The sequence below is a fragment of the Aureimonas psammosilenae genome, from assembly GCF_009176975.1.
In the GTDB taxonomy this organism is placed as follows: Bacteria; Pseudomonadota; Alphaproteobacteria; order Rhizobiales; family Rhizobiaceae; genus Plantimonas; species Plantimonas psammosilenae.
In genome coordinates, this window is record NZ_WEZG01000011.1 from 136592 (window position 1) to 159181 (window position 22590).

Consider the following 22590-nt stretch of genomic DNA (forward strand, 5'->3'; position numbering starts at 1 on the left):
CTCGCCATATAGGGCGGACATCGGGATGCGCGGAGCCCGAAGGGTGCCGAGACTTTCGAAGCCGATGGGAACGAGACGAGCCGGCGAGGATACGCATGGGCAGACAGGAACGCCGTCGATGGGCGAGCGAAGAGCTTCGACTTGCTGACGCCGAACAATCCGCTCCGACCAACTGCTGGCTTTGCGGCCGCCTCCTCGGCAGCCGAATCGAGTGGCATCACCCGAAGCCGAAAAGTCGCGGCGGACGAATCACGGTGCCCGTGCATCCGATTTGCCACCGGACGATTCACGCCTGCTTCTCGAACACCGATCTGGAAAGAATGGAAGCCGCCGAGGTCAGCCTGGGCGACGAGCCGGAAATACGGAGCTTCCTCCGTTGGATCGCCGGGAAGCACCCGGATTTCCACGCTCCGACCCGGGGCCGGAAATGACAGGAACCACATAAAGGGTCGGTCAAACCATTTGAGGCTTGCGACCGGTTCATCTGCAACGATTTTGTTGGAAGATGGCGCGAGTGACGGGGCTCGAACCCGCGACCTCCGGCGTGACAGGCCGGCACTCTAACCGACTGAGCTACACCCGCGCTTTCCGCCGGAGCACTGTGTCTGCCGGCGTGAGTGGGTGTTTACGGGACGCCCTTTTCCCTGTCAAGCGAGCCTGTGGAAGCCAAGCGAGAAAAGTTGAGCCGCCACGTTTCGATGGCGAGACGCCACCACCGGCCATCGCGCCCCGCCTTGATATCCGGCCGGCGAACGCGTATCGGAGGGTTCGGAAAAGGGCGATTAGCTCAGTTGGTAGAGCGCCTCGTTTACACCGAGGATGCCGGCGGTTCGAGCCCGTCATCGCCCACCACCCTCTCTTCCCTATGCCACAAGGCTTCCGTCCATCTCGGTCGGAAGCGATTTGAACCACCGCCGGACGGAAAATCGGCTCTCCCTCCCGACTCCCTCCCGAACCACCGTTTTCGCTCCTCTCTTTCTTGGGTCTGCGCATCCTGGGACGTCTCTCAACGGAGACGAAATCCTTGCGTACGATCAATCTCTCCCCGCCCCCGGCGAAACTCCTTTCCGACATCTCCTACGATCCCGCGACCGGCCTGTTCACCTGGCTCTCCGCCAGGCGCGGCCGCCACCCAGACCGCCCCGCCGGCAGCCTCGACAAGTCCGGCTACGTCGTCATCGTCTTCGAGGGCCGGACGTACCGTGCCCACAGGCTCGCGTGGTGGATCTCGACGGGCGAATGGTCCGACGCCCTGGTCGACCACCGGAACGGCAGGACGGACGACAACCGGCTGTCGAACCTCAGGTCGGCGACGGGGTCGCAGAATTCCTCGAACAGGAAGCTGCCGGTCACGAACACGAACGGCTACCGGGGCGTCCGTTTCCACCCGCGCTCGCAGCGCTGGAACGCCCAGATCGGCGACGGCGACAAGAAGGTCTGGCTGGGAAGCTTCGCGACGGCCATCGAAGCGGCGCGGGCCTACGATGCGGCCGCGCTGGAGATGAAGGGCGAATTCGCCCGCCTGAACTTTCCGATCGCGTCGGCGAGGCGGGCGTCGGTCGGCGCTGCCGTCGAAGGTCGTCTCGTCCGCGGCCCGTACCGCAAGCGTAGAAAGGCCGGACAGGCTTCCCTGTCCGGCCCGGTGGATCCCATGGTCTCGAAGGCGGAGGCCGCCTAGGCCGCCTAGGCCGGCTCCGTCTCGCGCTTCGTGTCGCCCCGGCCGTAGCGGTTCCCCCTCGGGTTCCGCTGCCGCCGGCCGGCCGTTCCCATCGAAAACGACTCCGCGATCTTGCGGTGCCGGTCCGGGTGCGGGTGGCCGTAGACCTTGCGCAGCATCTGGACGGTCATCGACATGTACGCGGCGATCTCCTCCTCGGTGTGCTTGCCCTCTTCGATCAGCCAGGTCGCGCAGGTGTGGCGGAACGAGTGCCGGACGAAGCCGTGCCCTTCGCCGAAGACCTGGTCCATGGCGAACGTCAGGCCCTTCTTCGGGTCGGCGGGCCTGCCCTGCCATTCGACGAGATAGTGGGTCGGCTTGCGGACGCGCTTCCCGGTCTCCTTGTCCGCGACGATGCACCCCTGCTTCTGCCACCAGCGCATGTGACGGAGGAGCCTTTCCGGAATCGGGATCGGGTCGGCGCGCTTGTTGTCGTAGCGCTTCTCCGCATCTCCGACGCGGTAGAAGATGCCGTGGTCGAGGTCGATCCACGGCCGTCCGGGTTCCTTTTCGTAGGACGCGTTCCAGACGCGGGCGGAACGCGAACCGGTGTAGACCGCGGTCAGGATGAAGGGCACCAGGTGGCGGAGCGACCGGTGCTTCGTCTTCCGGCCCCGCTGCGTCGTCCGGTACGTCAGACAGAAGTAGAGGAGCGCGGCGATCTGCTCGCGGCTGAAGTGCTTCTCCCGCGCCTCCGACTTCTTCGGCAGCGTGACGACGATGTGCTCGCGGCACCGGCCGTTCCCGACGAAGAGGCCGATCGCCGCGGACAGGTCCTCGAGTTCGCGGCGTGCGGACGACCGCGAGCCGCGCTGGCGCACGTATTCCTCGCAATGGTGGCCGTCGACATCAGAGAGCATGCGGCTGCCCCAGTATGCGAGCAGCGTCGTCGTGCGGCGCAGGAGCTCCTTCGGGCGGGCGACGTCCTGCGACCGTTCGAGATAGTAGCCGATCACGTCGGCGACCGGCACCTCGGCGGCCGGCCGCGCCTTGCCGATCGACGTCTTCTTGTGGCGGTCGACGAGGTACTCGCCGAAGACCTTCTCGGCACCGAGACGGTCGTCCGGTCCGCAGCCCGTCGAGATGCGCTTCGTGCCGTCGCGGATGATGTAGACGGCGTTCTGCTTCAGCCAGCCCCGCTTGTCGCGGCGTTCCGCGAGCAGGTCGAGGCGAATCGGTTTGGTGGCGGTCACGGGGATCCTTCCGCATGTGCCGACCACGGATGGGTCGGACGGGTGGTGGACCGGCATTCCTCGCCGTTCCTGTCCCGACCATCCGACGAGAGGCCCTACCCCGTCCAGCCGCGATTTCAGCTTCGGTTAACGCCGATCGCCGACACTGACTCCCGATCTCTCCCGGCGAGGAATGCCGCACATGACCGAAGCCCCGCGCCCGCGCCGCGAGAACATCATCCCGCTCGACGAAATCGTCGGCCTCGTCCACGACGTCCTGGGCTCGCTCGCGCCGGACAGGCTCGTCACCTGGCTCGGCGTCTCGAAGCGTAATGCCGAGCGGTGGTTGTCCGGCGACAGCACCTTCCCGCCCCGCGTCGTCTCCGAGCTGCAACGCCTGCAGCCCCTCATGCTCGAGCTGGACGCGGAGATGCGGGCCGTCGTCGAGGAGTTCCGCGACGCGGACGAGCCGCTGCGCATCCCGGAGAATCTCATCCGGCTTCGCATGAGGGAGTTCACGAAGACCCTGTCCGACGAGCCGCCGCCGAAGCCCGAGCCCGCCCGCGAGTAAGGTTTTCCGGCTTTCGGACAGAATTAGACCCCGCGTTAACCTATTTCTCCAAGGATTGAGGTAGAACCCTCGCATCGGGATCCAACCGGCATTCGTCGACTATTCCGAGAGCTACCCGCCGCGGCAGAGGCCGCCTCCGGGAGCGCAGATGGCCGGAGCCATCATGCCAGACACATTCTCATTCCACGAAGCCGAATGGCGCGACTGCGAAGCGAACGTCGCCGACGTTGCCAAGTCCTACGCCCGCGAGCTCAAGGCGTTCGACAAGTTGGAGGACCAGATCCGAACGGGAGCGCACTGCCCGTCGGTTTCGCAGCTCCTCGACGGGCACTCGCCGTTGAAGGACAGCTTGGCTTTCGACATAGAGGTGTGGGTCGCCCGCAGCCGTTTCGTCGCCGCGGTGCCTGAGAGCCTCCGCGAGGACCTGAAGGCCTTCGGCGTCTGGCCGTCGCTGTCCGGTGCGATCCGCATCCATGACGCGGCCGCCACACTCGACTTGGCGACCGATGCCGTCGAGATCGCGTACGTCCGCGAGCGTGCCGCATGGTACGCGGCCGTCTTCGGCGACCGCCGTCTGCGCGACATGCTCTTCAACATGCACGGCAGCATCGACCATCGCCGCCTCTGCTACCGCTTCGGGCTGGAATTCCAGCTCGACTTCCCGACGCAGGCCGACGAGTGGAAGAGCGGCTGGCAGACGGCGGTCGCCGCGGACGGACACCTCATCCTCCGCCGCTTCGCCGCGTTGACTGAAGCGCACGATTGGCTGCGCGAGCACCATGCGTCTGTGATGCGCTTCACGAACGGCAAGCTCCAGCGCTCGGAGCTGTTCGCGCTCGCCAATCCCGTCGCGGCAGCCGGTCGCGAGACGCTCGAGAATGACGCCGCCGCCCGTCAGGCCCGCGCCGAGCAGCTGGCGGCCGAGGGCGAGACCGGCGTCGACGAGTCCGGCAATGTCACGGACCTCGACGTCCACCTCGCCGCGGAGGCGCTCGGGACGAAGACGATCAGCGACCTGCTCGGGCAGCCGAAGCTCGCGGTCATCCCGAAGATCGAAGTCACCGGCACGTCGGAACAGAAGACGTTCCTCGGCCAGTTCGCGAAGCTCTCGCTGCTGCGCGTCCCGCTCGTCGTCGCGCCCGACGTCGCGGCGATCGCCCGCGATCTCGTCCGCGTCTGGCCCCACGCCGGCAACGTCGTCCGCCGCATTCTCGCGGACGTCGTCCCGGGTCAGCCCGTGCGCCTCCGCCCGACGCTGCTCGTCGGCGACCCGGGCTCCGGCAAGACGCGCCTCCTCGCGGCTCTGACCCGTCGCCTCGGCCTGCCGGCAGTCGTCTTCCCGTGCGCCTCGGTCGCGGACGGCAGCTTCGGCGGCACGCCCGCGCAGTGGAGCACCCGACGTGCCTCGGTCCCCCTCGAGCTGATCCGCTCGAACAAGATCGCGAATCCGGCGGTCATCCTCGACGAGCTCGAGAAGACGGGGACGTCGTCGCACAACGGCAGCTTACTGCACGCCTTGTTGCCGATGCTCGAGCGCCATTCCGCGGAGGCCTACTTCGAGACTGCGCTCGAGACGAACGTCAATCTGAGCGGGGTGTCGTTCCTTGCGACGGCGAACGATGTGAAGAGCATCCCGGACCCGCTCCGCGATCGCTTCCGCGTCGTCGTAATGCCGAACCCCGGCCTCGAGCACCTCGATGCACTGATCGACGGAATCGCCATCGACGTCCACGAAGAGCGCGGCATCCCGCTGCGCTTCTTCGAAGGGCTGGCGCCGGACGAGGTCGAGATCGTCGGCAAGGCATGGGGCGGCGGGTCGCTGCGCAAGCTGCGTGCCGCCGTCGAGGCGACGCTCGATCACCGCGATCGCTCGCGGACGATGCAGTGAAGGGGGCGCACGCAGTGGTCATCGCATTCCCTCAAGACGTCGCCGCCCGCCTCCGCTCGATCGAGGAAATGGAGGGCGTCCCCGGCGTCGAGGTCGTTCACCAGGCCGTAGCGGTCTGGAGCATGCTCGACGCGGATGAGCGCCATCGCCTCGGCCAGTGCGCCCTCGGGATGCTCGTCGAGCGCCACCGCCGGAGCCGGTCGTGATCGGCGGCGACGTGAAGGCGACGTTCGACCTGCCCCTCGTCGTCGCCGGCTACGTCCTCCTGCTCGCCGGCGAGGACGGCCGGACCGACGAAGAGGTGGTCGAAGCGGCGATCCGGCTGTTCCGGCAGGTGCCGAAGGAAGTCCGCGAGGCCGCCTACAGAGAAGGAGAGAAGCCGTGACCGTCTTCTTCACCGCCGATCAGCATTTCGGCCACGCCCGCATCATCGAGCTCTGCCGCCGCCCCTTCGGCAGCGTCGACGAGATGGACGAGGCGATGGTCGCCGCATGGAACGCCGTCGTTCAGCCCGGCGACGTCGTCTGGCACCTCGGCGACTTCGCCTACCGGAGCGCCCGTCACCCCGGCGAGATCCTCGACCGGCTGCACGGGACGAAGCACCTCGTTGTCGGCAACCACGACTCGGCGCGCACGCGGGAGATGGACGGGTGGGCGTCGGTGCAGGAGTCGGCGGAGGTTTCGGACGGCGGGACGCGCCTGTTCCTCTCCCATTATCCGCACCTCGAGTGGCCGGCCTATTTCCGCCAGGCCGTCCACCTCTTCGGGCACGTCCACGGCAACCGTGCCGGCGTCGGCAGGTCATGCGACGTCGGCGTGGACTGCTGGGGCTACCGTCCCGTTCGGCTGCCGGAGATCCTGGATCGCATCGGAGACGCGCAGAATGTCTGAACCCGTGCGCGATTGGGGTCCGGCCGCGGCGGCGCTCCTCGCCGCGCTCGACGAGCGGATCCGTCGTCGCCGGGAAGCCGAACAGGCGGCGACGATCGGAAAACAGCTAGAATTGAACTTGTCTCCTCAACCTCCCGCTGACCACTCCCATGCTATGAAGATACACGTACCCGCAGCGGCACCGGCCGCACCGCGGGACGCAGCTAGGAAGCTCCATCCATGGCCCGCCTGTGGCTCCTCTCAGACCTCCACGACGACCAGAACGCCCCGACTCTCGGCCGTCCGTTCCGTCTGCCGCAGGGCATCGAGGCCGACGCCCTGATCCTGGCCGGCGACATCTGCGGGCGCCTGAGCCGCTCCGGCCTCCGCTTCATCGAGGCGTTGAAGACGGACCTGCCGATCGTCATCATCGCGGGCAACCACGATTTCTGGACCGGCAGCCTCGACGCCGAGATCGGCCGCTTCCGCGGCCGCTGCCGCCGGCCGAACACGCACATCCTCGACGGCGAGGCCATCGAGATCGCGGGCACGCGCATCGCCGGGGCGACGCTTTGGACCGACTACGCGATCCGCCATCCGGACGGCCAGTGGACGGCCATGAACATCGCCAGCCGCCAGCACGGCGGCATGACCGACTTCCACTACATCCGCGACCGCGCCTACTCCCGCCGCCTGACGCCGGATCGTCTCCTCGAGGAGCACGAACGGCAGCTCGCCGCCCTCGACGCCATCCTCTCGACGACCTTCGACGGGCCGACGGCGATCATCACGCACCACGCGCCGTCGGCGCGGTCGCTGCAGCACGGCCGTGCGACGGAGGACCTCGACGGGAGCTACGCGTCGAATCTGGACGACTTCATCCTGCGCCACCGCCCGGAGCTGTGGATCCACGGCCATGTCCATCGCCGGAAGGATTACTGGATCGGCGACACGCACATCGTCGCGAACCCCCGCGGCTACGCGACGCGCCCGACCGGGCGTCCGCGCCTAGAATTCGAGGCGACGGACTGGGACCCGCGTCTAATCATTGGCACTGGCGTCGACCGCCTTCTACACGGGCTGTCGGGCGCAACGATCGAGCATGCCATCGACCGCCCCGGCGCGTTCGCGGGACCGATGCCGCTCGCAACGACGGAAGGGCTTGACGCCGATCTCGCCTTCGAGGTCGAGGCGCGCCGCTCGGGAGGGAACGGCTGATGCCCCGTCTCTGGGTCATGTCCGACATCCATCTCGAGGAGCACCCCGGCCTTCTCTGGCACCCGCCGGCCGGGGTCGAGCACGACGTCGTCGTCCTGGCCGGCGACGTCCATCGCGATCCGATCAGCGCGGCCGCATGGGCGCATTGGGCTTTCGAGAAGCCGGTCGTCTACGTCGCCGGGAACCACGAGTTCTATGGCAGCTCGATCGATGCGGAGCTCGAGAACGCCGCGGCCGTCAACGAGGCGCGCCTGGGACGTCCATCCCCCGTCCGCTTCCTCGAGAACGCGTCCGCCATCATCGCCGGCGTGCGCTTCCTCGGCTGCACGCTGTGGACCGACTTCGAGCTCCACGGCATCACGGAGCGCGAGCTCGCATATGCGATGCGCGACGCCGTCCGCGGCGTCCCGGACTATCATTCGATCCGAGGCTTCACGCCTGCCGACGCCCGCGCCCGGCACCTCGCTTCGCGGGCATGGCTCGAAGCTGAGCTCTCGAAAACCTTCGACGGGCCGACAGTCGTCGTGACGCACCATGCGCCGTCGGAGCGGAGCATCGGGCATTCATGGCGCGGCGCGACGACGTCGCCCGCGTACGCGTCCGACCTCGAACTGCTCGTCGAGGAGGCGCAGCCCGACCTGTGGATCCATGGGCACGTGCACGACCCGTCGGACTACCGGATCGGGAAGACGCGGGTGCTGTGCAATCCGATGGGGTTCACGACGGAGAGCCCGCGCTTCGATCCACGGATGGTGGTGATGGTATGAAGAACCGTCGGAAGCAGAAGGAGCGGAAGCGGCGTCCGACCGTAGAGGAGGTCGCGGACGCCAACCAGTACCCGAGGCGCCACGTCGAGGACTGGATCGCCGGACACATCAGCATGTCCGAGCTCTGCGAGCGCTTCGGCTTTGAAGGCCAGACCGCGCAGTTCTTCCGCGACGAGGTCCGGAAGGAAATCACGATGCAGGTCATCCGGATGCGCGAATCGATGGAGCGCTTTCTCGCGTCGGAGGCCCGGAAGCGCGATGACTGAACTCGCCCGCCTCGTCCTCGCCGACTGGTCCGCCGGCCGCCTGCGCTGGACCGACGCCGTCGCCGCGCTCGGCCTCGCCGGCCTTCCCGCTCTCTACGCCGCCGCGTACCGGCACGGCATCGAGGTCCGGCGGCGGTTCGCGGACGAGGTGCGGCTGCCGGACCTCGCCCATCAGCATCGCCTGACGCCAGCGGTCTGGAAGGCGAACCGCGCCTGGCATGAGGTCTGGTTTCGGACCTTCGAGCGCGACCGTGGACTCTACGGCATGAGCGGCCCGGGGCATGCGCAGCGACGAGCCGAGGGTTTCGATCGGGACACCTGGTGGCTCATCCGCCAGCAGCTCGCCGCGGACTGGAACGTGAAAGACATGGACCGCATGCAGCGCGACGCCGACGCCGACCGCGCCCACCTGCGCCGGATCCGGCACCGTGTCGTGTGGCTCGAGCTCTCGTTCGACCCGCTGCCGGACGACCCCTGCCGCGCCGTCGTCGCAATGTGGGCCGCCGGCGAAACCAGCACGGCGATGGCGGCCGAGATCCTCGACATCGACGCCGCGGAGCTCCGCGACCTCGCCGACGGACTCGGCATCCCGATCACCCGCACCTGAACCATCTCATCATGGAGAACCGCATGCGACTGATCCTCGCGACCCTTCCGCTCGTCCTCGCGACCGCGCCGATCGCCGCGGCCGACGAGCCGGACCGATACAGCGGACGCTACGCCGCGCCGTGCGGCGACCTCCTCGTCTGCGAGCTCGACATACGCCCGGCCCGCGGCGGCTGGACGATCCGCTGGACCGCGATCGACCAGCGCGACCACGACCTGAAGCCGAAGTGCTCGTTCACGGTGAAGGCGGAGATCGGCAGCGCGGCGATGGGGGCGACCGGCGTCGTGACAGGCATCGCGGTCGGGACGGTGCGCGGGAAGCCGTTCGGGCTGTTCGATCTCGGGGACGGACGCGTCAGCTGGTCGAGCACGTGGTATGCCTGCCGCGGCATCGCGCCAAAGGGCATCTACAGCCTGTTCGGCGACGAATACCGGGATAGCTAGAATGCCGGCGGTCCGATGCACCGGCCGGCAACCGTGAGATGAAATGGTCCCGTCCATGAACAATGACACCCACCCCACCTACGGCGACCTCTTCCGGAACCGCGCCGGCCGCTGGTACGTCCGCGGCTCCGATCTCGAGCTGGCAACGGTCAGAAGCTGGATCGCGCTCGGCATCGGCCCGGCGCCGTTCGAAGAACAGCACCACGCCGCCGCCTCGATCGACGACATCGACGCGATCCGCAAGCTCCGCGAAGCCGCGGGCGCCGGCAAGGTGACGCCGCTCCTGCCGCAGCCGGAGACCGAGCGCCGGGAGACGCTGGCGCAGTGGATCCGGCGGAAGCGTTCGCCGAAGGAGTACAAGCCCCTGCCGCGTGTGACGGTGCCGCTGAAGCGCCCGCCGCATCCGCTCTACGGCAAGCTCGCCGTCCAGGTCGACCTGCCGAACCGTGTCGTCGGCGAATGGTGCGTCAGGGGATCGACGACCTTCGTCGTCGCGGTCGAACAGGCGATGGTCGAGGGACGGCCGATTTCGGAGTTCGCGATGCCGCACGTCGAAGAAGCAGCCGCGGAGATCGCCCGCCTGTTCGTCGAGGACCGGAAGCGTCGGGGGAAGCCGACGCCGCACCCAGCGTTCACGACGCTGGGCTACGACGAGGTCTATCGGAACTAGAAGAGCGAGAGCTGCCGGACCGAGGCGGACATCGTCGCTTCGACGGCCGCCGGGTTCAGCCACAGGCTCTCGACCCGACGCGATCCCCCGTTGTCGATCGAGACCCGGTCCAGCCGCGTCCACCCGACGAGCGCCGCCTCGTAGACCGGATGCAAATACCCGACAGGGCGACGTAGCCGCGCAGCGACCGCAGGACATCCAAAAGGTCGTCGTGGCCGCCGGCCGACAGTTCGTGCCTATAGCCGTGCTGCGGAGCGCGCCGAGCGGCGGGCAGATACGGCGGGTCGACGTAGTGTAGCACGCTCAAGGCATCGTAGTGTAGCACGCTCAAGGCATCGTAGCGGCGCATGACGGCGACGGCGTCCTCCTGGCAGATCACGACGTCCCGCAGGCGCCGGTTGAACGCGGGAACGCTGTGCCGGTAGGTCGCGAAGTCCTGCGCCGGCGTCGTGCCCCGCCCCTCCTTGTACTCGGCCTGTCTGATTCCGGCGCGGCTGCCCGTCGAGATGTGCAACGCGCTGTTCCGGGCGAGCGCACCGCGGACGACGAGCCGGTGCGCACGCTCGAGGTCGTCGGCGTCGTCGCTGACGCGGCAGGCGATCTCGAGGTCGCCCATCTCGAACTAGGACAGCCAGCAGCGCAGGGCGAGCTGCCGCGAGGCCCGCTCGTCGGCGAGGGTCCGGTAGAGCCCCACGACGTCGCTATCGAGATCGTTGAGGACCTCGAGCTTCGACTTGGGCTTGCGCATCAGCACGGATGCGCCGCCGCCGAACGGCTCGACGTAGACGTCCCGCGTCGGGAATGACGATGCGATCCAGGGCGCGAGGTGCCATTTCCCGCCGTACCAGCGGACGATGGGTCGCCGGAGGGTGCGGACGGGGGTCACAGGACGAGTCCGATAAGATGATCATCGCCCTCGTCGACGGTGTCCGCCGAGGCTTTCCCGCCTTTCGGCTTCCAGTCCCTCGGCGTCAGCTCGAGGTCTTCGTGCGACATGAGGAATCCCCATCTACGCACCAGGCGCTCAAGAGAGTCGTAGTACGGCGACGCGACGAACCGCACTTGCCTGCGCTGGCGGAGGATGGCCAAGGCCGTATCCGAGGATTCAAGGACCCACGCACGCGCAGTTCGGCGGAGGACGACGCGGGTCTGCGGGTTCACGCCGTCGCCGCACGAGAGCGCAACGACGCGGAAGCCGGCCCGCTGCCGCGCCGGTAGACGGATGTCCATCAGCCGAAACTCGGCACGCAAAGCGAGTTTCCAAATGTCGTCATAGGTGAAGCCGTCCCCGTCGAGAGCGGCCATGACCTCGGCTTCCGGAGTCGGGTCGAGGGCTTGCAGGAAGGATCGAATGACGATCTGTTTCACGCCGCCGCCGCCCTGAACATCTCGATCTGCACCGGCACCGGCTTCGTCTCTATCAGATCGACGCCGCGCTCCCTCGCCACGCCCTCGATCCAACCGCGGACGTACTCCAGCGTTTTGCCCGAGGTCTTCTTGATGTCGGACAGCAAGGAGTGGACGCGCCGGATCGCCGCATCCCACACCTCGTCCTCGGTCGCGAACGTCGCGCCGACGTCGAGAGCAGGGTCGTCGCAGCCGTGGATGCCGAGGTACACGGCGGAGGCCTTCGACCCGCGGCCGGCCTTGTTCGGAGCGCCGCGGATGTTGGAATCGACAGCAAGCTTTGTTTTCTTTGGGGTCACAGCAGACCCTCCTCTTCGGGCTTCATGTTCCTTTCGGTACGGAGAGCGGACTTGATCGTGCCGCGAGTGCACCCGGACGACGACATCGCCCTGAGGTATGCGTTCCCGTCCCTCAGGCGCCTGATCTCGGCTCGGAGCAACGCCACACGCTTCTCGGCTTCTCCGAGTTCGGCCTCGAGGAGATGGATCTCGAGATCCGTGGCGTCCGGTTCAGGTCCCATTTCGTCTTCGAGCCAGCGGACGGCATTCGCGTCGTTGATCCTGGCCATCATCCTCGCTCCATTGCGGCAGCGGCCTGGGCTTCGGTCCAGACGCCGAGAGCGTGGTCGGACTGTGGCGGAAGCTGCTTCCGGTATCGCCTGGCGATGTCGAGCGCCCGGGCGTCGTCGAGCGGGCTGGCTCCGGGCGCGGCGGCGGCGAGCCGGTGCCCGTCCTTGGCATCCGGATAGCCGAAACCCCGGCCGTTCCGTTTCGTCGCGAGATCCTCGTCGCGGCTCGCGAGCAGCCGGAGCGCTTCGTACGCGGCCCAGACCATCGAGGCGTCGGCTCCGTCGAGGTGCGCCAGGATGCCGACTTCCCTGCTCCGCTCCTTCGCGGCGTTGGCGGCGGCGTTCGCTAGGCGCTTCATGTCCTTCGCGAGGATCTCGTCCTCGGACGTCGTGGCGCGCAGGACGACGTGCCGGAGATCGTCCGGCAACGCGGCGCGGGCTGCCTCGACGATCGCGACGGCTTCCGCGGTCGCCCGAATGTCACCGTGGCGGTCGAGGAGGACGACGCGGAGGACGGACACCGGGTCTTTCGTGCGCCAGAAGCGCTCGTCCGGCGTCGGGTGCCAGCCGTGACGGGCGAGCGCCCAACTGCTCGGCGAGGAGTAGTTCGAGGTCTTGGTGTAGAATTCACCGTCGTGACGGATGAAGATGTCGCGCATCGTCAGCTCCTCACGAATGGCTTCTGGGCGGAGAACGGCACGTGCCTGGCGGACGAGTCGCCGTCGTCCGAGAGACGGACGAGCGCGATCGCGCCGGCGAGGACGCTGGCGGCGCGGAGGAGCTGGTCCATCGCCGCGATCCGTTCTCGAGCTGCCTGTCCAGGACCTCGCGGTTGACGGCGACGATCTCGAATTCATAGTTGAACTGCGACTCCGCGACCGGCCGGACGGCATCCGCGACGTCCACCGTCAGACGATACCGCCTCTGGGGATCCGCGAGCGGCGCGAGCAGCCCGTGGATGCGTGCCGTCTCCCGTGCGATGCCCGCCACCGACGGCGCCACGGCGATGGCGGGGCTGCTGCGGACGGGCAACGCGAACGAACGGTTCGCCACGCCGCCGATCGGAAACTCGGACGTCACGCGGAACGAAATCTCCGAAACCATCCAGTCGGGTCCCAGCGTCATGCGCATCGCGGGTCCGACGTAGTCGACCTGCCAGAGGCCGTCCGGGCACCTGGTGGCGTGGACGTGGTAGGGGATCTTGAGGGCGTCGGAGACGACGACGAAGAACGTGGCGGACGCGGACGCCCCGCCTGCGGGCGTCAGGAAGGCCAGGCCGGCGGCGATCGCCGGACGCGGGGTGTGCTGGGTGATGCGCATGGATTTCCTCAAAGCTTCGCCGGTCGACCGGCTCGGGTCGTGAAAAATCGGACGGAGGGATCAGTCGCCGGCGGCGATCAGTCGTCGGGCGGCAAAATCAGGTCGCGGGCCTCGATCATCGCGGCCTGGCGCTCGCGGGCGCCGGCCGGATAGTCGTCCGGCAACGGCACGTCGAGGTTCGAGAGGCGCTGCCAGAGGTCGAGGACCCGGCGCATCTCGTCCGGGGTCGGCTTGCGCAGGCCCGTCGCCTTCATCGCGACGGTCCGCTTCGCGATGCCGAGATGGTCCGCGGCCTCCTGCTGGGTCAGGCCGCACATCGAGATGAACGCGGAGAAGCGCTGGCTGATGGGGTCGGTCAACGGAATGCTCCGCGGATGCTGACGTCCCGCGCCGCGATCTCGACGAGGATCCGGATGCGAGACGCGGGGATGGGGCGCTTCGAGATCTCGAAGGCGCGGTTGCGGTAGACCCGGTCGTGGACGTAGTGCACGTCGACGGCGTGGGCGTCGCCGAACCGCCGCACGTTCACGGTGAAGACAGCGTCGGCCTGGGCGACTTCGCGCCCGGTCGCGTCGGTGAAGATCGAGCGGCGGTCCGGCATCAGGCGGCCGCCTGCATCGCGGAGGAACGGCGGTAGAGCCGGCTCGGCGCGATGTTCATCTGCACGTCGAGGTCGCCCCACACGTCCAGAATCCGGGCCACAATCTCGTCGATCGTGTCGAGATCGTATCCGCGACAGGTCCGTTCGACCTGGCCCGCGAAGAGCCGGCCGGCTGGAATGTGGTGGGATCCGACGCGGAGCCCACCCCAGGTCTGGTCGCAGGTGCGCGTAAGGGCTTCGGGATGAAGGATCAGCTGGGCTTCCTCGACGATCTCGCCGTGCTCGTCGGCGACCGCATCGCGGACTTCGACGTAGGCATCCCGATCGTGCTGCAGCTTCGAGAAGCCGAACCGGACGTAGATCCGTCCGTGGGCGTTGACGAGGACGTTGAAGGGGTGGTGCCTCGTCGCATCAATGGTCTTGTAGGCGATCGGCCCGGGAGGAAGGCGCTCCCGGACCGCGTCCTGATAGCGTCCAACCATCCGCAGCACCGACGCGTCGAAGGAACGGCCGGACGTGGCCTGGCGCGGATCGGCGGCGCCGTCCGCCACGACGACGGTCAGTTCCGGATACCGATCGAGACCGCAGGGAACCTGCGAGACGTCGGTGCGGGTCCCGTCGTGCGCGACGGACGAGGAAGACCGAAGTCCGAACGGGACGCCGAAGGCATCGCGGACGAAGCCGCCGATCCGGTTCGGATCGCTTTCGGGCCCGACGACAAGCTCTTCGACGAGGTCCATGCCGAGGGAGCGGGAAGTGATGCGGATGCTGACCAGGCTCTTGATCATGTCGATCTCCTATCGGAGCGCTGCGATGGCAGCCATTGTCGGAATGTAGATCAGTAATCTACGTAGAACAAAAGTCTACAAGGTTGCGCGGCGGAAAAAATGCGATGGCTCGAACGTGCGCTCGACGTCCGGCACCGTCTCGTCATCACCGCTTCTCGGAACCGTCGCAGGTCACGACGAGGCGTCCGCTCCGCCTCCAAGCGATATCCTTCAGTATGTCGATGATCTTCCTCGCCGCTTCCGGGAGTTCGCCGGTCAGGTCGACGTGGAAGCCCTCCACCTCGGGGATCGACGTCACGATCCCGCTCCATCCGCCCGGGGAGGTGATCGCCAAGGCGATGCGTTCGCCGGACAGGAATGGTTCGGAGTCGACCGTCAAGGAGTGCAGCTTCACCCCTGCCGCGGCGGCCTCGCTTGCCGCATCCCACGTAAGCCTGGAGAATTCGACACGAACGTGCTCGACGCAGTTCTCTAGGATCTCCCTCGCCAACCGCTCGGGATTGTCGAGATAAGGCCCGATACATGTGCTCGGACTTCGGGATCGAAATACTGACCCGATCACCGCTGCCCGCCGCCGAGAAATCGAAGACAATTTCGTCAAGACAGTTCCTGGATGTCGAAAGCATGAACGGCCGCCCGCGACGGCGATGGGCGTCCCTATCGCAACCTGCGCCGGCGGTAGGTCGCGGACGCGCTGCTCGCCTTCCCTTTCGATCGCGTTGCCTGCGTCCATCAACTTTCCATCCTCCGGAGCCGTAGCGCTTCCACGGACCAGTATGTAGATCATCAATATACGTAGAACAATGGTCTACAAGGTCGGGGCAGCGAAAAAATTCGGCGTCTCGAACGTGCGCTCGACGAGGAGCGTGAAGCGGGGGTTCAGGATCCGCTCCTCGCGCTCGAGCCGGCCGATCAGGACCTCCGTGGATCGCCCGTCGCGATAGCCGAGGCGGACCCCGAACTCGCGTTGGGTGTGCCCGGCGTGGAGCCGGACCTCCCGGAGCTCGGAACCGGTCAACGGCTGTCGCCTTCGTAGAGGCGCCGGCGATCGTACTTCGCGACGAACACTTCGTTCAGGTACGCGAGCACGGAGGACTTCCTCCTCCGTGCCCTCTCCAGATCGTCCTCGTCGAAGATCTCCGGGTGGCGCTCGATCGTGACGAGAGCGTTCGAAGCCGCCATCGTCGCGGTCTCCTCGCAATCGGGGAAACCGTTCTCGACCGCGAAAACGGCCTGACGAAGGGCGTGCTTGTCGAAACTCCCGACATCGCACAGCGCGTAGCGGGATGCCTGAAGGATATCCTCGAGGTCCTCCATCGCCGAGACCGCAGCGCGTTCACCGGGCGAAAGATCGTCTTCGTTCATGTCGTCCATCTCAGCAGTCCTCCTCTTCGTCCCGACGCGTCGGGAAGTGCTTGGCCATCATCAGCGTCTTCCGATACCAGCCGACGATCGAAACCATCTCGCGAGCCTTGGCGACGTCGTCCTCGTCGAAGATCGCCGGATTGCGTTTGATCACGGCCAACGCGTTCTTCGCGGCCATGAGGGCGGCCTCGTCGCATTCATGGAAGCCGTTCTCCACCGAAGCGACGGCGTTCCGGAGGACGTCGCTGACGTGCTCCCCGGAATGGTTGCCGACACGGCTGAAGGCTCCGAGCATGTTCCTCAACTCTTCCATGGCGAGGACCGCATCCTCGTCCTCTGCAGGAAATTCGGTCATTTCGCCCATCTCGCTACTCCCAAGCCTTCGACCATTCGACGTTCCTGAAAAGCTCCGGCAGACCGGCGATCTGCTTGAAGCGGAGCACCTCGTCGGCATCCATGCCGACCTCCTTCGCGACTTCCTCATCGGCCCACCCCTCGCGCAGAAGGGTGACGACGATGTCCCGCATCGGCTCGACGCCGTGGACGCCGCGGGCGCGGTTGTGGCGGATCGTGGAGGCGATCCGGTCCTTCGCGTTGTTGCGCTCCGTCCGGATCGCGGTGACCGGCAAGTACCCCTTCACCCGCTTGCGGACGGTCGAGCTTTCCTTGCCGACGCGGTGCCGGTGAAAGCCGTCCACGACGACCACGCCGTCGCCCTCCGCGCAGGCGACGATCGGCTGCGTGTAGCCGTCGGCCTCGATCGAACGGCGCAGGAGCCGCATCTCCGGCGGCGCGACCGTGTTGGGGTTGTAGCTGTTGCCACGGATGGTGTCGGACCGGACCCAGGTCACCAGGTCCACCGGCTCCTCGCGGAAGGGCGACGAGCTGTGCAGGATCGCCCGTACGGCGTTCAGCGTCTCGACGGCCTGGTCGAGCGGCATCGCGCCGATCGCCGCGGCGATGTTCTTCGCCTTCTCGATGATCTGATCCATCTTACAGCCCCTTTCCCGGCAGATCGCCGTTCCTGACCGCCTCGGCGACGCCGCGGGCCTTCTCCAGGAGCGCGGGCTCTTCCTCCATCGGCACCCAATGACCCGCGATGACGAAAGCGTGGGACGCCATCTCGAAGGCGTAGGGAACGCCGCCGCGGATCGCCGCGACCGTGTCGTCGACGTTGCTGCGGGCTTGGACGGCCTCGGGGACCTTCATCCAGGGCTCGCCGGTGTCGATCCGCTCCTTGGCGTCGAGGAGAGCCTCGATCGCCTTTTCCTTCGTCCACGTCATAGGGCTGCCGCCTTCTCCTTCAGCGCCCGGACGCGGTCGACGTCCTCCTGCGCGAATCCGAAACTGAGGGATTTGCCGAGGTCCTGCTTCAGCAGGCTGATGGCGACGCGCCGCCAGCTGGGGACCATCTTGCGGTTCTCGAGCGCGGGCTCGCCGGCGTCGGGCCACGCTTCGAGCGCGCAGCCGTTCTTCGCCCACCAGCCCTGGAACACGGCGATGCGGCGGTGGTAGACCGAGCGCAGACCCTCCGGCAGCGTCTGGACGAGGAAGTCGCAATACTGCCGCCACGACGAGAACGCCGGCGGCAGGCCCGTCCCGCCCTGGTAGCCCAAGAACTTTTGGCCAGCGTAGTAGGCGGCGAAGTTCGCACCCTCGACCCGCTCGACGATCTTCGCCCAGGTCTCCGGCTCGATCTTGTGGAAGAGGTCCAGTCCCTTCCGCTGATCGTCGCCGTAGGGTTGGCAGATCCGCATCTCGGAGAACGGCATGCCGGTGAGGTACATGAGGTCGTAGAGGCGGTTGTAGCTGAGGCGCCGGGTGCCGACGTACTTCCAGAGGTCCTCGAACCGCCAGTCGTAGATCGAGAAGAAGGACACGGCCCGGGATCGGGCGTGGCTGCGGGCGGACCACTGGACACCGTTCCACGCGCACTTCTTGACCTTGTCCTGCTTCTTGACGGCCTTCCACCGGTTGAGGCTCTCGTCCGACCGGATGCCGACGAGGCAGGCCACCGACCCGCCGCCGGCGACGTGCTCGTTGAAGAGCGGGACGAACTGCTCGAACTCCATTCCGGCGCGGAACCACGGGAACTCGGCCGGGTCGGACACGACGCCGGGCGCATCGGGCAGCGGTCGGATCCAGCGGTCGCGGGCGTCCGGATCCCAGCACGTCCAGTACGGGTGCGTCGCGCTCGAGGCGTTGCGCAGGTTCAGCGGCAGGCAGATCCAGTGCGGCCGCACCTCCGGCATCGCCATGACTTCGTGGACGTGCTCGATCGTCGCCGCGTATTGTCCTTCGAGGTCGATGAACAGGACGTCGACCGGTACGCGGCCCAGCTCGCGGGCGACTTCGAGCGTCAGGTGCGTCAGGACGGTGGAGTCCTTCCCGCCCGAGAACGACACGCAGACCTTGTCGAAGTTCTCGAACGCGAGCCGGATGCGCGCCTTCGCCTCCTGGTACACGTCCGTTCCGAAATACCGCTTCTCGCTGCCCATCGAACCCTCTCGCCGGACCTCCGGCGTTGTCGATCTAAGATATACACAATCGTCGATCATAGATCTACAGCTTTCTTCCGCCGACGAACGACATCAGACGGTCCTTCGCGTTCGTCCGTCCTTCCCTGTCGAGACCCTGCCGGAACGCCGCGAGCGCCCCGCCCTTCGTCGAGTGGTTCTCGAGGATCCGCTCGTCGATCGAATCGTTGCAAACGATGGATACGAGAGTCGGCCGGCGGGTCTGCCCGATCCGATGGAAGCGATCCTCGGCCTGAAGCCGGTTCGAGTACTTGAAGCCATCGGCGTAGAAGAACGTCCACGCGCACTCGACGAGCGTCAGCCCGTGCCCGCCGGAGTCCTGGGTCGCGAGAAGGAACCGGTGCCGGCGATCGCGCCAAGCCGCGAGGTTCCGTTGACGGACCGCGTCAAGGTAGCGTCCGTCGTAGATCGTCGCGCAGTCCGGATCGCCGGTGCGCTCGACGAGGGCGGCCGCGATCTGGTCGGCGGCCTTCTTGTACTTCGTCCAGATCACGACGGGTTCGCCGTCCGGAACCTGGTCGACGGCGGCCAGGAGCGTCGCGACCCGATCGTGTCCGACGGGCCCGCCGCCGATCGTCGCGATGCCGGCGGTGATCCGCTGGAGCGCTCCGAACAGACGGAACATCGCGATCGACGCGGACGAGCCGAAGAAGTCGTCGACAGGCCGGTCGAGGATCATCTCGCGCTTCGTCAGTTCGTAGAGATCCGACTGCTCCGGCGTCATGTCGAAGCGACGCTCGACGAAGACCTTGTCCGGCAGGTCGAGGCAGTCCTCCTTGCGGACCTGGAAGACGTACGGCGCGACGTTCCCGACGAGGGCCTCGACGTTCCGGTAACCGACGACGTGGTTCGTACGGACCTCGACCCGCCTGCCGGAGTGAGGCAGGACCTTCCTCTCGCACCGGTACCGGACGTGCGCCTGCTCGAAGCTCCAGAAGCTGCGGTATCCGAGGATCTTCTCGGAGAGGAAGCGCATCTGGGCGAAGAGATCGACGAGCCCCTGCGTCAGGGGCGTGCCGGTCATGACGAGCCGGTAGCGGCAGACGGACGCGATCTTCGTCAGCCGGTCCGTCCTCTTGGCCCTCGGGCCCTTGATGTACGTCGACTCGTCCACGATCATCATCGACCGCTCGTCGACGTGCCGGGCGAGCTTCAGCGTCACCGCGTCGGACTGCCCGACGCTCTCGATGCCGAAGACGATCCAGGACGCCCGGAGGATGTCCTCCTCCCTCGACGCCGAGGTGAGGACATGGACGTCCTCGGCCGTCGCGGTCGTGTGCTTCAGGATCTGCTCGACGATCGTCTGCCGGAGCGCGCAAGGGCAGCCCCACCACACCTTGTCGATGGCGGCCTGGCGCATCTCCGCGAGCATGATCGCGGTTAGGGACTTGCCGGTCCCCATGTCCATGAAGAGACCGCCGACGCGGGACGGCGCGATCTTCTCGACCGCCGCACGCTGGTGCAGCATCGGTTCAGTGGTCGCGCAGATCCGCATGGATACCTCCCGACAGAGGCGTGGCGGACAGGGCGGTCGGCTGGCCGAGGACGACCGTCTCGCCCCCGACCTCGATCGTGACGAGGCTCTCCGCGAGCTTGGTCGCCGGACTGGAGATCCAGAAGCCGAACTGCTCCGCGAGATCAAGGACCTCGTTCGCCGACGTCGCCGGCACCCGCATGTACGGGCTGTCCCAACGGGCGCCCGGCAGCGACTTCACCGTGTCGAAGATGTCGTCGGACCGCCGCCAGCGGAACAGGAACGCTCTCCCCCTCGCCGCCGCGAGGAGCTTGCGCGGAGGATCGCGCTCGAAGCCGCCGGACTGGACGAGTTCGGCGACGGTCGGCTGGGGGAGGATCGCCGAATAGCCGAGCGCGAGGACCTCGAGCGCGATGCCGGCGGCGACGGCGTCGTGGGAGACGGGCGAGCACCCGCAGTCGAACATCCAGTGCATCCCGCCCCAGCGGAAGCCGATGTCCTTGATCGCGTCGATGAACGTCTCGCACTCCTTGCGCGACGTCGAGAGCCGGACCTCGCCGGGGACGTGGAGGATCTCGACGGACGAGATCGGCTCCATCCCCGCGGGCCTGACGACCGTGGGTCCGTCGACGACGGGTTCGATGCGCGCCTTCCGGCCGACTTCCATCATGTGGCGCCGGACCGCGGCGACGTCCGGATCGCGGTCGCGGATCGTGTCGATCCAGAAACGGGACTCCGACTTCGCGAACACCTTGGACACGCCCGCCTCGAAGTCGCCCTCCTCGTCGTTCCGCTCGAGGTGGTCACCCTCGCGGACCTTCTCGACCGCCGTGGCATAGCCGGCGCGGATCCGCTCGGCCCAGACGATCTGCTTTTCCGTTCCCTCGAGCGCCGGCAGCTCCCAATCCGCGGCCTGCTCCCTCGCCGCGGCGAGTTCGGCCTCGCGCTTCTTCTCCAGCTCGGCGCGATAGCAGTCCTCGCAGTCGCGCCGATCGGCGATCCACTCTGCCTTGCGCTCGCGATCCCGGCGGGAGCCGTAGACCTGCACGTGGCCCTCGCAACCACATCTGAAAACAACGGACACGTACGACATTACGACCTCACCACGAGGCAGCCACATGGCTGCGTGCGGCAAACATCGGAGGACAATATGAAGAAGTCAAAACGGCTTACGTAACTTGCAAGTTACGTTTAGAATCCAATTCCAAGAAATCTGTAGATGTCGGCGATCGCCGACATGCCACGCCTTTCCCGATCGGGAAAGAAATGGCGAAATATGATCGACAAGGAGCTGAAACTTCCCGATCGGGAAGGACGACGCCGGAGCAGCGGCCTAAAAAAAGCAAAATCCATCCTGGGCATAATCGCCGCCCAGCCGCTGTACTCCGACCTTCAGAGCCGCGTCGCGAAGTCGGAACCTCACTGGCTTGCAACACCGATAAGAAATCACAGGTATGTTTGCAGCTTCCGGAGGTCCTATTGAGTCGCCGTCTATACGCGGTCGCAGATATCGTGCGCGTCGTCGGCGGTGATGCTTTCCAGCACCACCATGTGCAAGTCGATGGAGGTCATCCGGCCCGCGTGGCGTCTGCGCAGCGCTTGAATCTCGAGAGCGCCTTCCGCATTGGCGGAGGTGACCGAGCAGATGGTGTCCAGTTCCTCCGCTAGCGCTGCCTCGTCGAGGAGGCCGCTCGCGGTGTCGCGGATGACCTCCCAGCCGCTCCGAAGAACACGGAGTGCCACGAGGGCGGCGATGGCCGCATCCATCTGGAGGACGCCCGTCAGGACCGCGCCGACGAGGTCCACGAGAACACCCGCGGACGTTACGGTTTCGGCCATCAGGTGCTTACTGTCGGAGCCAAGCGCCGCAGACCACAGCACGCGGCCCTGCCTGATGAGGATCAGGCTCCAGAACGTGTTGAGGGCCGTGGCGAACGAACCCGGCGGTGGCCTTAGGCGCGATGGTCAGTCCGTCGCAGGTCGGTGCTCGCGTGCTCGAGATGGCCGGGCGCGGGCGGCACCACCCGCTCTGGACGATGCGTGCCGCCGTCGCGCTGACCGCCGCGGGCGTCTGCTCGCTCGCCTTCGACCTGCTCCCGGTCGCCGCGGCCATGGTGTTCTACGGAGCGGGCAACGGCATCCTCTCGATCGCCTGCGGCACCGTCCCGCTGGCCCTGTTCGGACCCGAGGCCCATGCCTCGGTCATGGGGCGGCTCGCGCGTCCGGCCCAGGTCGCCCAGGCCTTGGCGCCGACCGCAGGCGCAGCGATCATCGCGTACGCCGGGGTCGCAGCGACGCTGTACGTCCTGACCGCACTCGCCGCAGCTTCGGTCTGCCTGGT

34 protein-coding genes, 2 tRNA genes and 2 pseudogenes are annotated in these 22590 nt (G+C 67.0%); 14 read left to right on the forward strand and 24 right to left on the reverse strand.

The genetic code is table 11. The annotated features are described in order from the left end of the window. The first annotated feature begins 95 nt into the window (after positions 1–95). Positions 96–431, forward strand: a complete 336-nt coding sequence (locus tag F9929_RS17975) for an HNH endonuclease (RefSeq protein ID WP_152047930.1) — start codon at positions 96–98, stop codon at positions 429–431. Positions 432–506: 75 nt separating this feature from the next. Here the strand turns inward: F9929_RS17975 and F9929_RS17980 are convergent. Further along, positions 507–583, reverse strand: a tRNA-Asp gene (locus F9929_RS17980). Between the two features lie 193 nt (positions 584–776). Here F9929_RS17980 and F9929_RS17985 point away from each other — a divergent pair. Both F9929_RS17985 and F9929_RS17990 read left to right on the forward strand, forming a co-directional pair. Beyond that, positions 777–852 (forward strand) — tRNA-Val (locus tag F9929_RS17985). 172 nt (positions 853–1024) lie between these two features. Further along, positions 1025–1678, forward strand: coding sequence for an AP2 domain-containing protein (locus F9929_RS17990; protein WP_152047931.1), 654 nt, complete (start codon positions 1025–1027; stop codon positions 1676–1678). 5 nt (positions 1679–1683) lie between these two features. On the opposite strand, the gene F9929_RS17995 is transcribed toward F9929_RS17990, so the two are convergent. Further along, entirely contained in the window at positions 1684–2910 is a 1227-nt protein-coding gene (locus tag F9929_RS17995; RefSeq protein WP_152047932.1) for a site-specific integrase, read from the reverse strand. Positions 2911–3091: 181 nt separating this feature from the next. On the opposite strand from F9929_RS17995, the gene F9929_RS18000 reads away from it, so the two are divergent. Beyond that, complete coding sequence (locus F9929_RS18000) at positions 3092–3460, forward strand: hypothetical protein (protein ID WP_152047933.1); 369 nt, start codon at positions 3092–3094, stop codon at positions 3458–3460. A gap of 148 nt (positions 3461–3608) precedes the next feature. Beyond that, positions 3609–5348, forward strand: coding sequence for an AAA family ATPase (locus F9929_RS18005; RefSeq protein WP_152047934.1), 1740 nt, complete (start codon positions 3609–3611; stop codon positions 5346–5348). Here the strand turns inward: F9929_RS18005 and F9929_RS18010 are convergent. Beyond that, positions 5318–5536, reverse strand: coding sequence for a hypothetical protein (locus F9929_RS18010; protein ID WP_152047935.1), 219 nt, complete (start codon positions 5534–5536; stop codon positions 5318–5320). The genes F9929_RS18005 and F9929_RS18010 overlap by 31 nt on opposite strands. 14 nt (positions 5537–5550) lie before the next feature. On the opposite strand from F9929_RS18010, the gene F9929_RS24515 reads away from it, so the two are divergent. The 8 genes from F9929_RS24515 (at position 5551) to F9929_RS18050 (ending at position 10189) form a co-directional block, all read left to right on the forward strand. After that, positions 5551–5733, forward strand: a complete 183-nt coding sequence (locus tag F9929_RS24515) for a hypothetical protein (RefSeq protein WP_152047936.1) — start codon at positions 5551–5553, stop codon at positions 5731–5733. Then, on the forward strand, positions 5730–6239 hold the full coding sequence (locus F9929_RS18020) for a metallophosphoesterase family protein (protein WP_152047937.1): 510 nt from the start codon (positions 5730–5732) through the stop codon (positions 6237–6239). The genes F9929_RS24515 and F9929_RS18020 overlap by 4 nt, the downstream gene beginning before the upstream one ends. 219 nt (positions 6240–6458) lie before the next feature. After that, positions 6459–7436 carry a metallophosphoesterase gene (locus F9929_RS18025; RefSeq protein WP_152047938.1) on the forward strand — a complete coding sequence of 326 codons (978 nt, stop codon included), beginning with the start codon at positions 6459–6461 and terminating at the stop codon, positions 7434–7436. Then, entirely contained in the window at positions 7436–8203 is a 768-nt protein-coding gene (locus tag F9929_RS18030; RefSeq protein WP_152047939.1) for a metallophosphoesterase, read from the forward strand. Before F9929_RS18025 ends, F9929_RS18030 begins: the two co-directional genes overlap by 1 nt. After that, positions 8200–8469 carry a hypothetical protein gene (locus F9929_RS18035; RefSeq protein WP_152047940.1) on the forward strand — a complete coding sequence of 90 codons (270 nt, stop codon included), beginning with the start codon at positions 8200–8202 and terminating at the stop codon, positions 8467–8469. The genes F9929_RS18030 and F9929_RS18035 overlap by 4 nt, the downstream gene beginning before the upstream one ends. Continuing rightward, on the forward strand, positions 8462–9076 hold the full coding sequence (locus F9929_RS18040; RefSeq protein WP_152047941.1) for a hypothetical protein: 615 nt from the start codon (positions 8462–8464) through the stop codon (positions 9074–9076). The genes F9929_RS18035 and F9929_RS18040 overlap by 8 nt, the downstream gene beginning before the upstream one ends. 23 nt (positions 9077–9099) lie before the next feature. Further along, the gene (locus F9929_RS18045) at positions 9100–9519 is read left to right on the forward strand and encodes a hypothetical protein (protein WP_152047942.1); all 420 of its coding nucleotides are present in this window, start codon (positions 9100–9102) and stop codon (positions 9517–9519) included. 55 nt (positions 9520–9574) lie between these two features. After that, on the forward strand, positions 9575–10189 hold the full coding sequence (locus F9929_RS18050) for a hypothetical protein (RefSeq protein ID WP_152047943.1): 615 nt from the start codon (positions 9575–9577) through the stop codon (positions 10187–10189). Between the two features lie 55 nt (positions 10190–10244). On the opposite strand, the gene F9929_RS18055 is transcribed toward F9929_RS18050, so the two are convergent. From F9929_RS18055 to F9929_RS24740, 21 genes and pseudogenes are all read right to left on the reverse strand, one after another. Next, entirely contained in the window at positions 10245–10805 is a 561-nt protein-coding gene (locus F9929_RS18055) for a DNA adenine methylase (protein ID WP_152047944.1), read from the reverse strand. A 6-nt stretch (positions 10806–10811) separates the two neighbouring features. Beyond that, on the reverse strand, positions 10812–11075 hold the full coding sequence (locus F9929_RS18060) for a DNA adenine methylase (protein ID WP_152047945.1): 264 nt from the start codon (positions 11073–11075) through the stop codon (positions 10812–10814). Then, entirely contained in the window at positions 11072–11557 is a 486-nt protein-coding gene (locus F9929_RS18065; protein WP_152047946.1) for a hypothetical protein, read from the reverse strand. Before F9929_RS18065 ends, F9929_RS18060 begins: the two co-directional genes overlap by 4 nt. Further along, positions 11554–11895, reverse strand: coding sequence for a hypothetical protein (locus F9929_RS18070; protein WP_152047947.1), 342 nt, complete (start codon positions 11893–11895; stop codon positions 11554–11556). The genes F9929_RS18065 and F9929_RS18070 overlap by 4 nt, the downstream gene beginning before the upstream one ends. Then, a complete protein-coding gene (locus F9929_RS18075; protein ID WP_152047948.1) occupies positions 11892–12164 on the reverse strand; it encodes a hypothetical protein in 273 nt (90 codons plus the stop codon). The genes F9929_RS18070 and F9929_RS18075 overlap by 4 nt, the downstream gene beginning before the upstream one ends. Next, a complete protein-coding gene (locus F9929_RS18080) occupies positions 12164–12823 on the reverse strand; it encodes a hypothetical protein (RefSeq protein ID WP_152047949.1) in 660 nt (219 codons plus the stop codon). The genes F9929_RS18075 and F9929_RS18080 overlap by 1 nt, the downstream gene beginning before the upstream one ends. Before the next feature lie 10 nt (positions 12824–12833). Next, positions 12834–13484: a hypothetical protein gene (locus F9929_RS18085; RefSeq protein ID WP_152047950.1), complete on the reverse strand. Its 651-nt coding sequence runs from the start codon at positions 13482–13484 to the stop codon at positions 12834–12836. A gap of 77 nt (positions 13485–13561) precedes the next feature. Further along, the gene (locus tag F9929_RS18090; RefSeq protein ID WP_152047951.1) at positions 13562–13843 is read right to left on the reverse strand and encodes a helix-turn-helix domain-containing protein; all 282 of its coding nucleotides are present in this window, start codon (positions 13841–13843) and stop codon (positions 13562–13564) included. Further along, the gene (locus F9929_RS18095; RefSeq protein WP_152047952.1) at positions 13840–14085 is read right to left on the reverse strand and encodes a hypothetical protein; all 246 of its coding nucleotides are present in this window, start codon (positions 14083–14085) and stop codon (positions 13840–13842) included. The genes F9929_RS18090 and F9929_RS18095 overlap by 4 nt, the downstream gene beginning before the upstream one ends. Next, positions 14085–14873, reverse strand: a complete 789-nt coding sequence (locus F9929_RS18100; RefSeq protein WP_152047953.1) for a hypothetical protein — start codon at positions 14871–14873, stop codon at positions 14085–14087. Before F9929_RS18100 ends, F9929_RS18095 begins: the two co-directional genes overlap by 1 nt. Before the next feature lie 145 nt (positions 14874–15018). Further along, positions 15019–15363, reverse strand: coding sequence for a hypothetical protein (locus tag F9929_RS18105; protein WP_152047954.1), 345 nt, complete (start codon positions 15361–15363; stop codon positions 15019–15021). 318 nt (positions 15364–15681) lie between these two features. Then, positions 15682–15891 (reverse strand): helix-turn-helix domain-containing protein, encoded by a 210-nt coding sequence (locus F9929_RS18110; RefSeq protein WP_152047955.1) that lies wholly within the window; start codon positions 15889–15891, stop codon positions 15682–15684. After that, positions 15888–16247 carry a hypothetical protein gene (locus F9929_RS18115; RefSeq protein ID WP_152047956.1) on the reverse strand — a complete coding sequence of 120 codons (360 nt, stop codon included), beginning with the start codon at positions 16245–16247 and terminating at the stop codon, positions 15888–15890. Before F9929_RS18115 ends, F9929_RS18110 begins: the two co-directional genes overlap by 4 nt. A 1-nt stretch (position 16248) precedes the next feature. After that, positions 16249–16593: a hypothetical protein gene (locus tag F9929_RS18120; protein ID WP_152047957.1), complete on the reverse strand. Its 345-nt coding sequence runs from the start codon at positions 16591–16593 to the stop codon at positions 16249–16251. A gap of 13 nt (positions 16594–16606) precedes the next feature. Continuing rightward, a complete protein-coding gene (locus F9929_RS18125) occupies positions 16607–17230 on the reverse strand; it encodes an IbrB-like domain-containing protein (protein WP_210251357.1) in 624 nt (207 codons plus the stop codon). A gap of 1 nt (position 17231) precedes the next feature. After that, complete coding sequence (locus tag F9929_RS18130; RefSeq protein WP_152047958.1) at positions 17232–17522, reverse strand: hypothetical protein; 291 nt, start codon at positions 17520–17522, stop codon at positions 17232–17234. After that, positions 17519–18736, reverse strand: a complete 1218-nt coding sequence (locus tag F9929_RS18135; protein WP_152047959.1) for a DUF3440 domain-containing protein — start codon at positions 18734–18736, stop codon at positions 17519–17521. The genes F9929_RS18130 and F9929_RS18135 overlap by 4 nt, the downstream gene beginning before the upstream one ends. A 64-nt stretch (positions 18737–18800) precedes the next feature. Continuing rightward, positions 18801–20270 carry an SNF2-related protein gene (locus F9929_RS18140; protein WP_152047960.1) on the reverse strand — a complete coding sequence of 490 codons (1470 nt, stop codon included), beginning with the start codon at positions 20268–20270 and terminating at the stop codon, positions 18801–18803. Further along, complete coding sequence (locus F9929_RS18145; protein WP_152047961.1) at positions 20248–21297, reverse strand: hypothetical protein; 1050 nt, start codon at positions 21295–21297, stop codon at positions 20248–20250. Before F9929_RS18145 ends, F9929_RS18140 begins: the two co-directional genes overlap by 23 nt. Before the next feature lie 443 nt (positions 21298–21740). Then, the gene (locus F9929_RS24735; RefSeq protein ID WP_268915670.1) at positions 21741–21956 is read right to left on the reverse strand and encodes a cation transporter dimerization domain-containing protein; all 216 of its coding nucleotides are present in this window, start codon (positions 21954–21956) and stop codon (positions 21741–21743) included. After that, positions 21942–22169, reverse strand: a pseudogene (locus F9929_RS24740) (cation transporter); the annotation flags it as partial. The pseudogene F9929_RS24740 and the gene F9929_RS24735, both read right to left, overlap by 15 nt. Positions 22170–22240: 71 nt before the next feature. On the opposite strand from F9929_RS24740, the pseudogene F9929_RS18155 reads away from it, so the two are divergent. After that, positions 22241–22590 (forward strand): annotated as a pseudogene (locus tag F9929_RS18155) (MFS transporter); the annotation flags it as partial.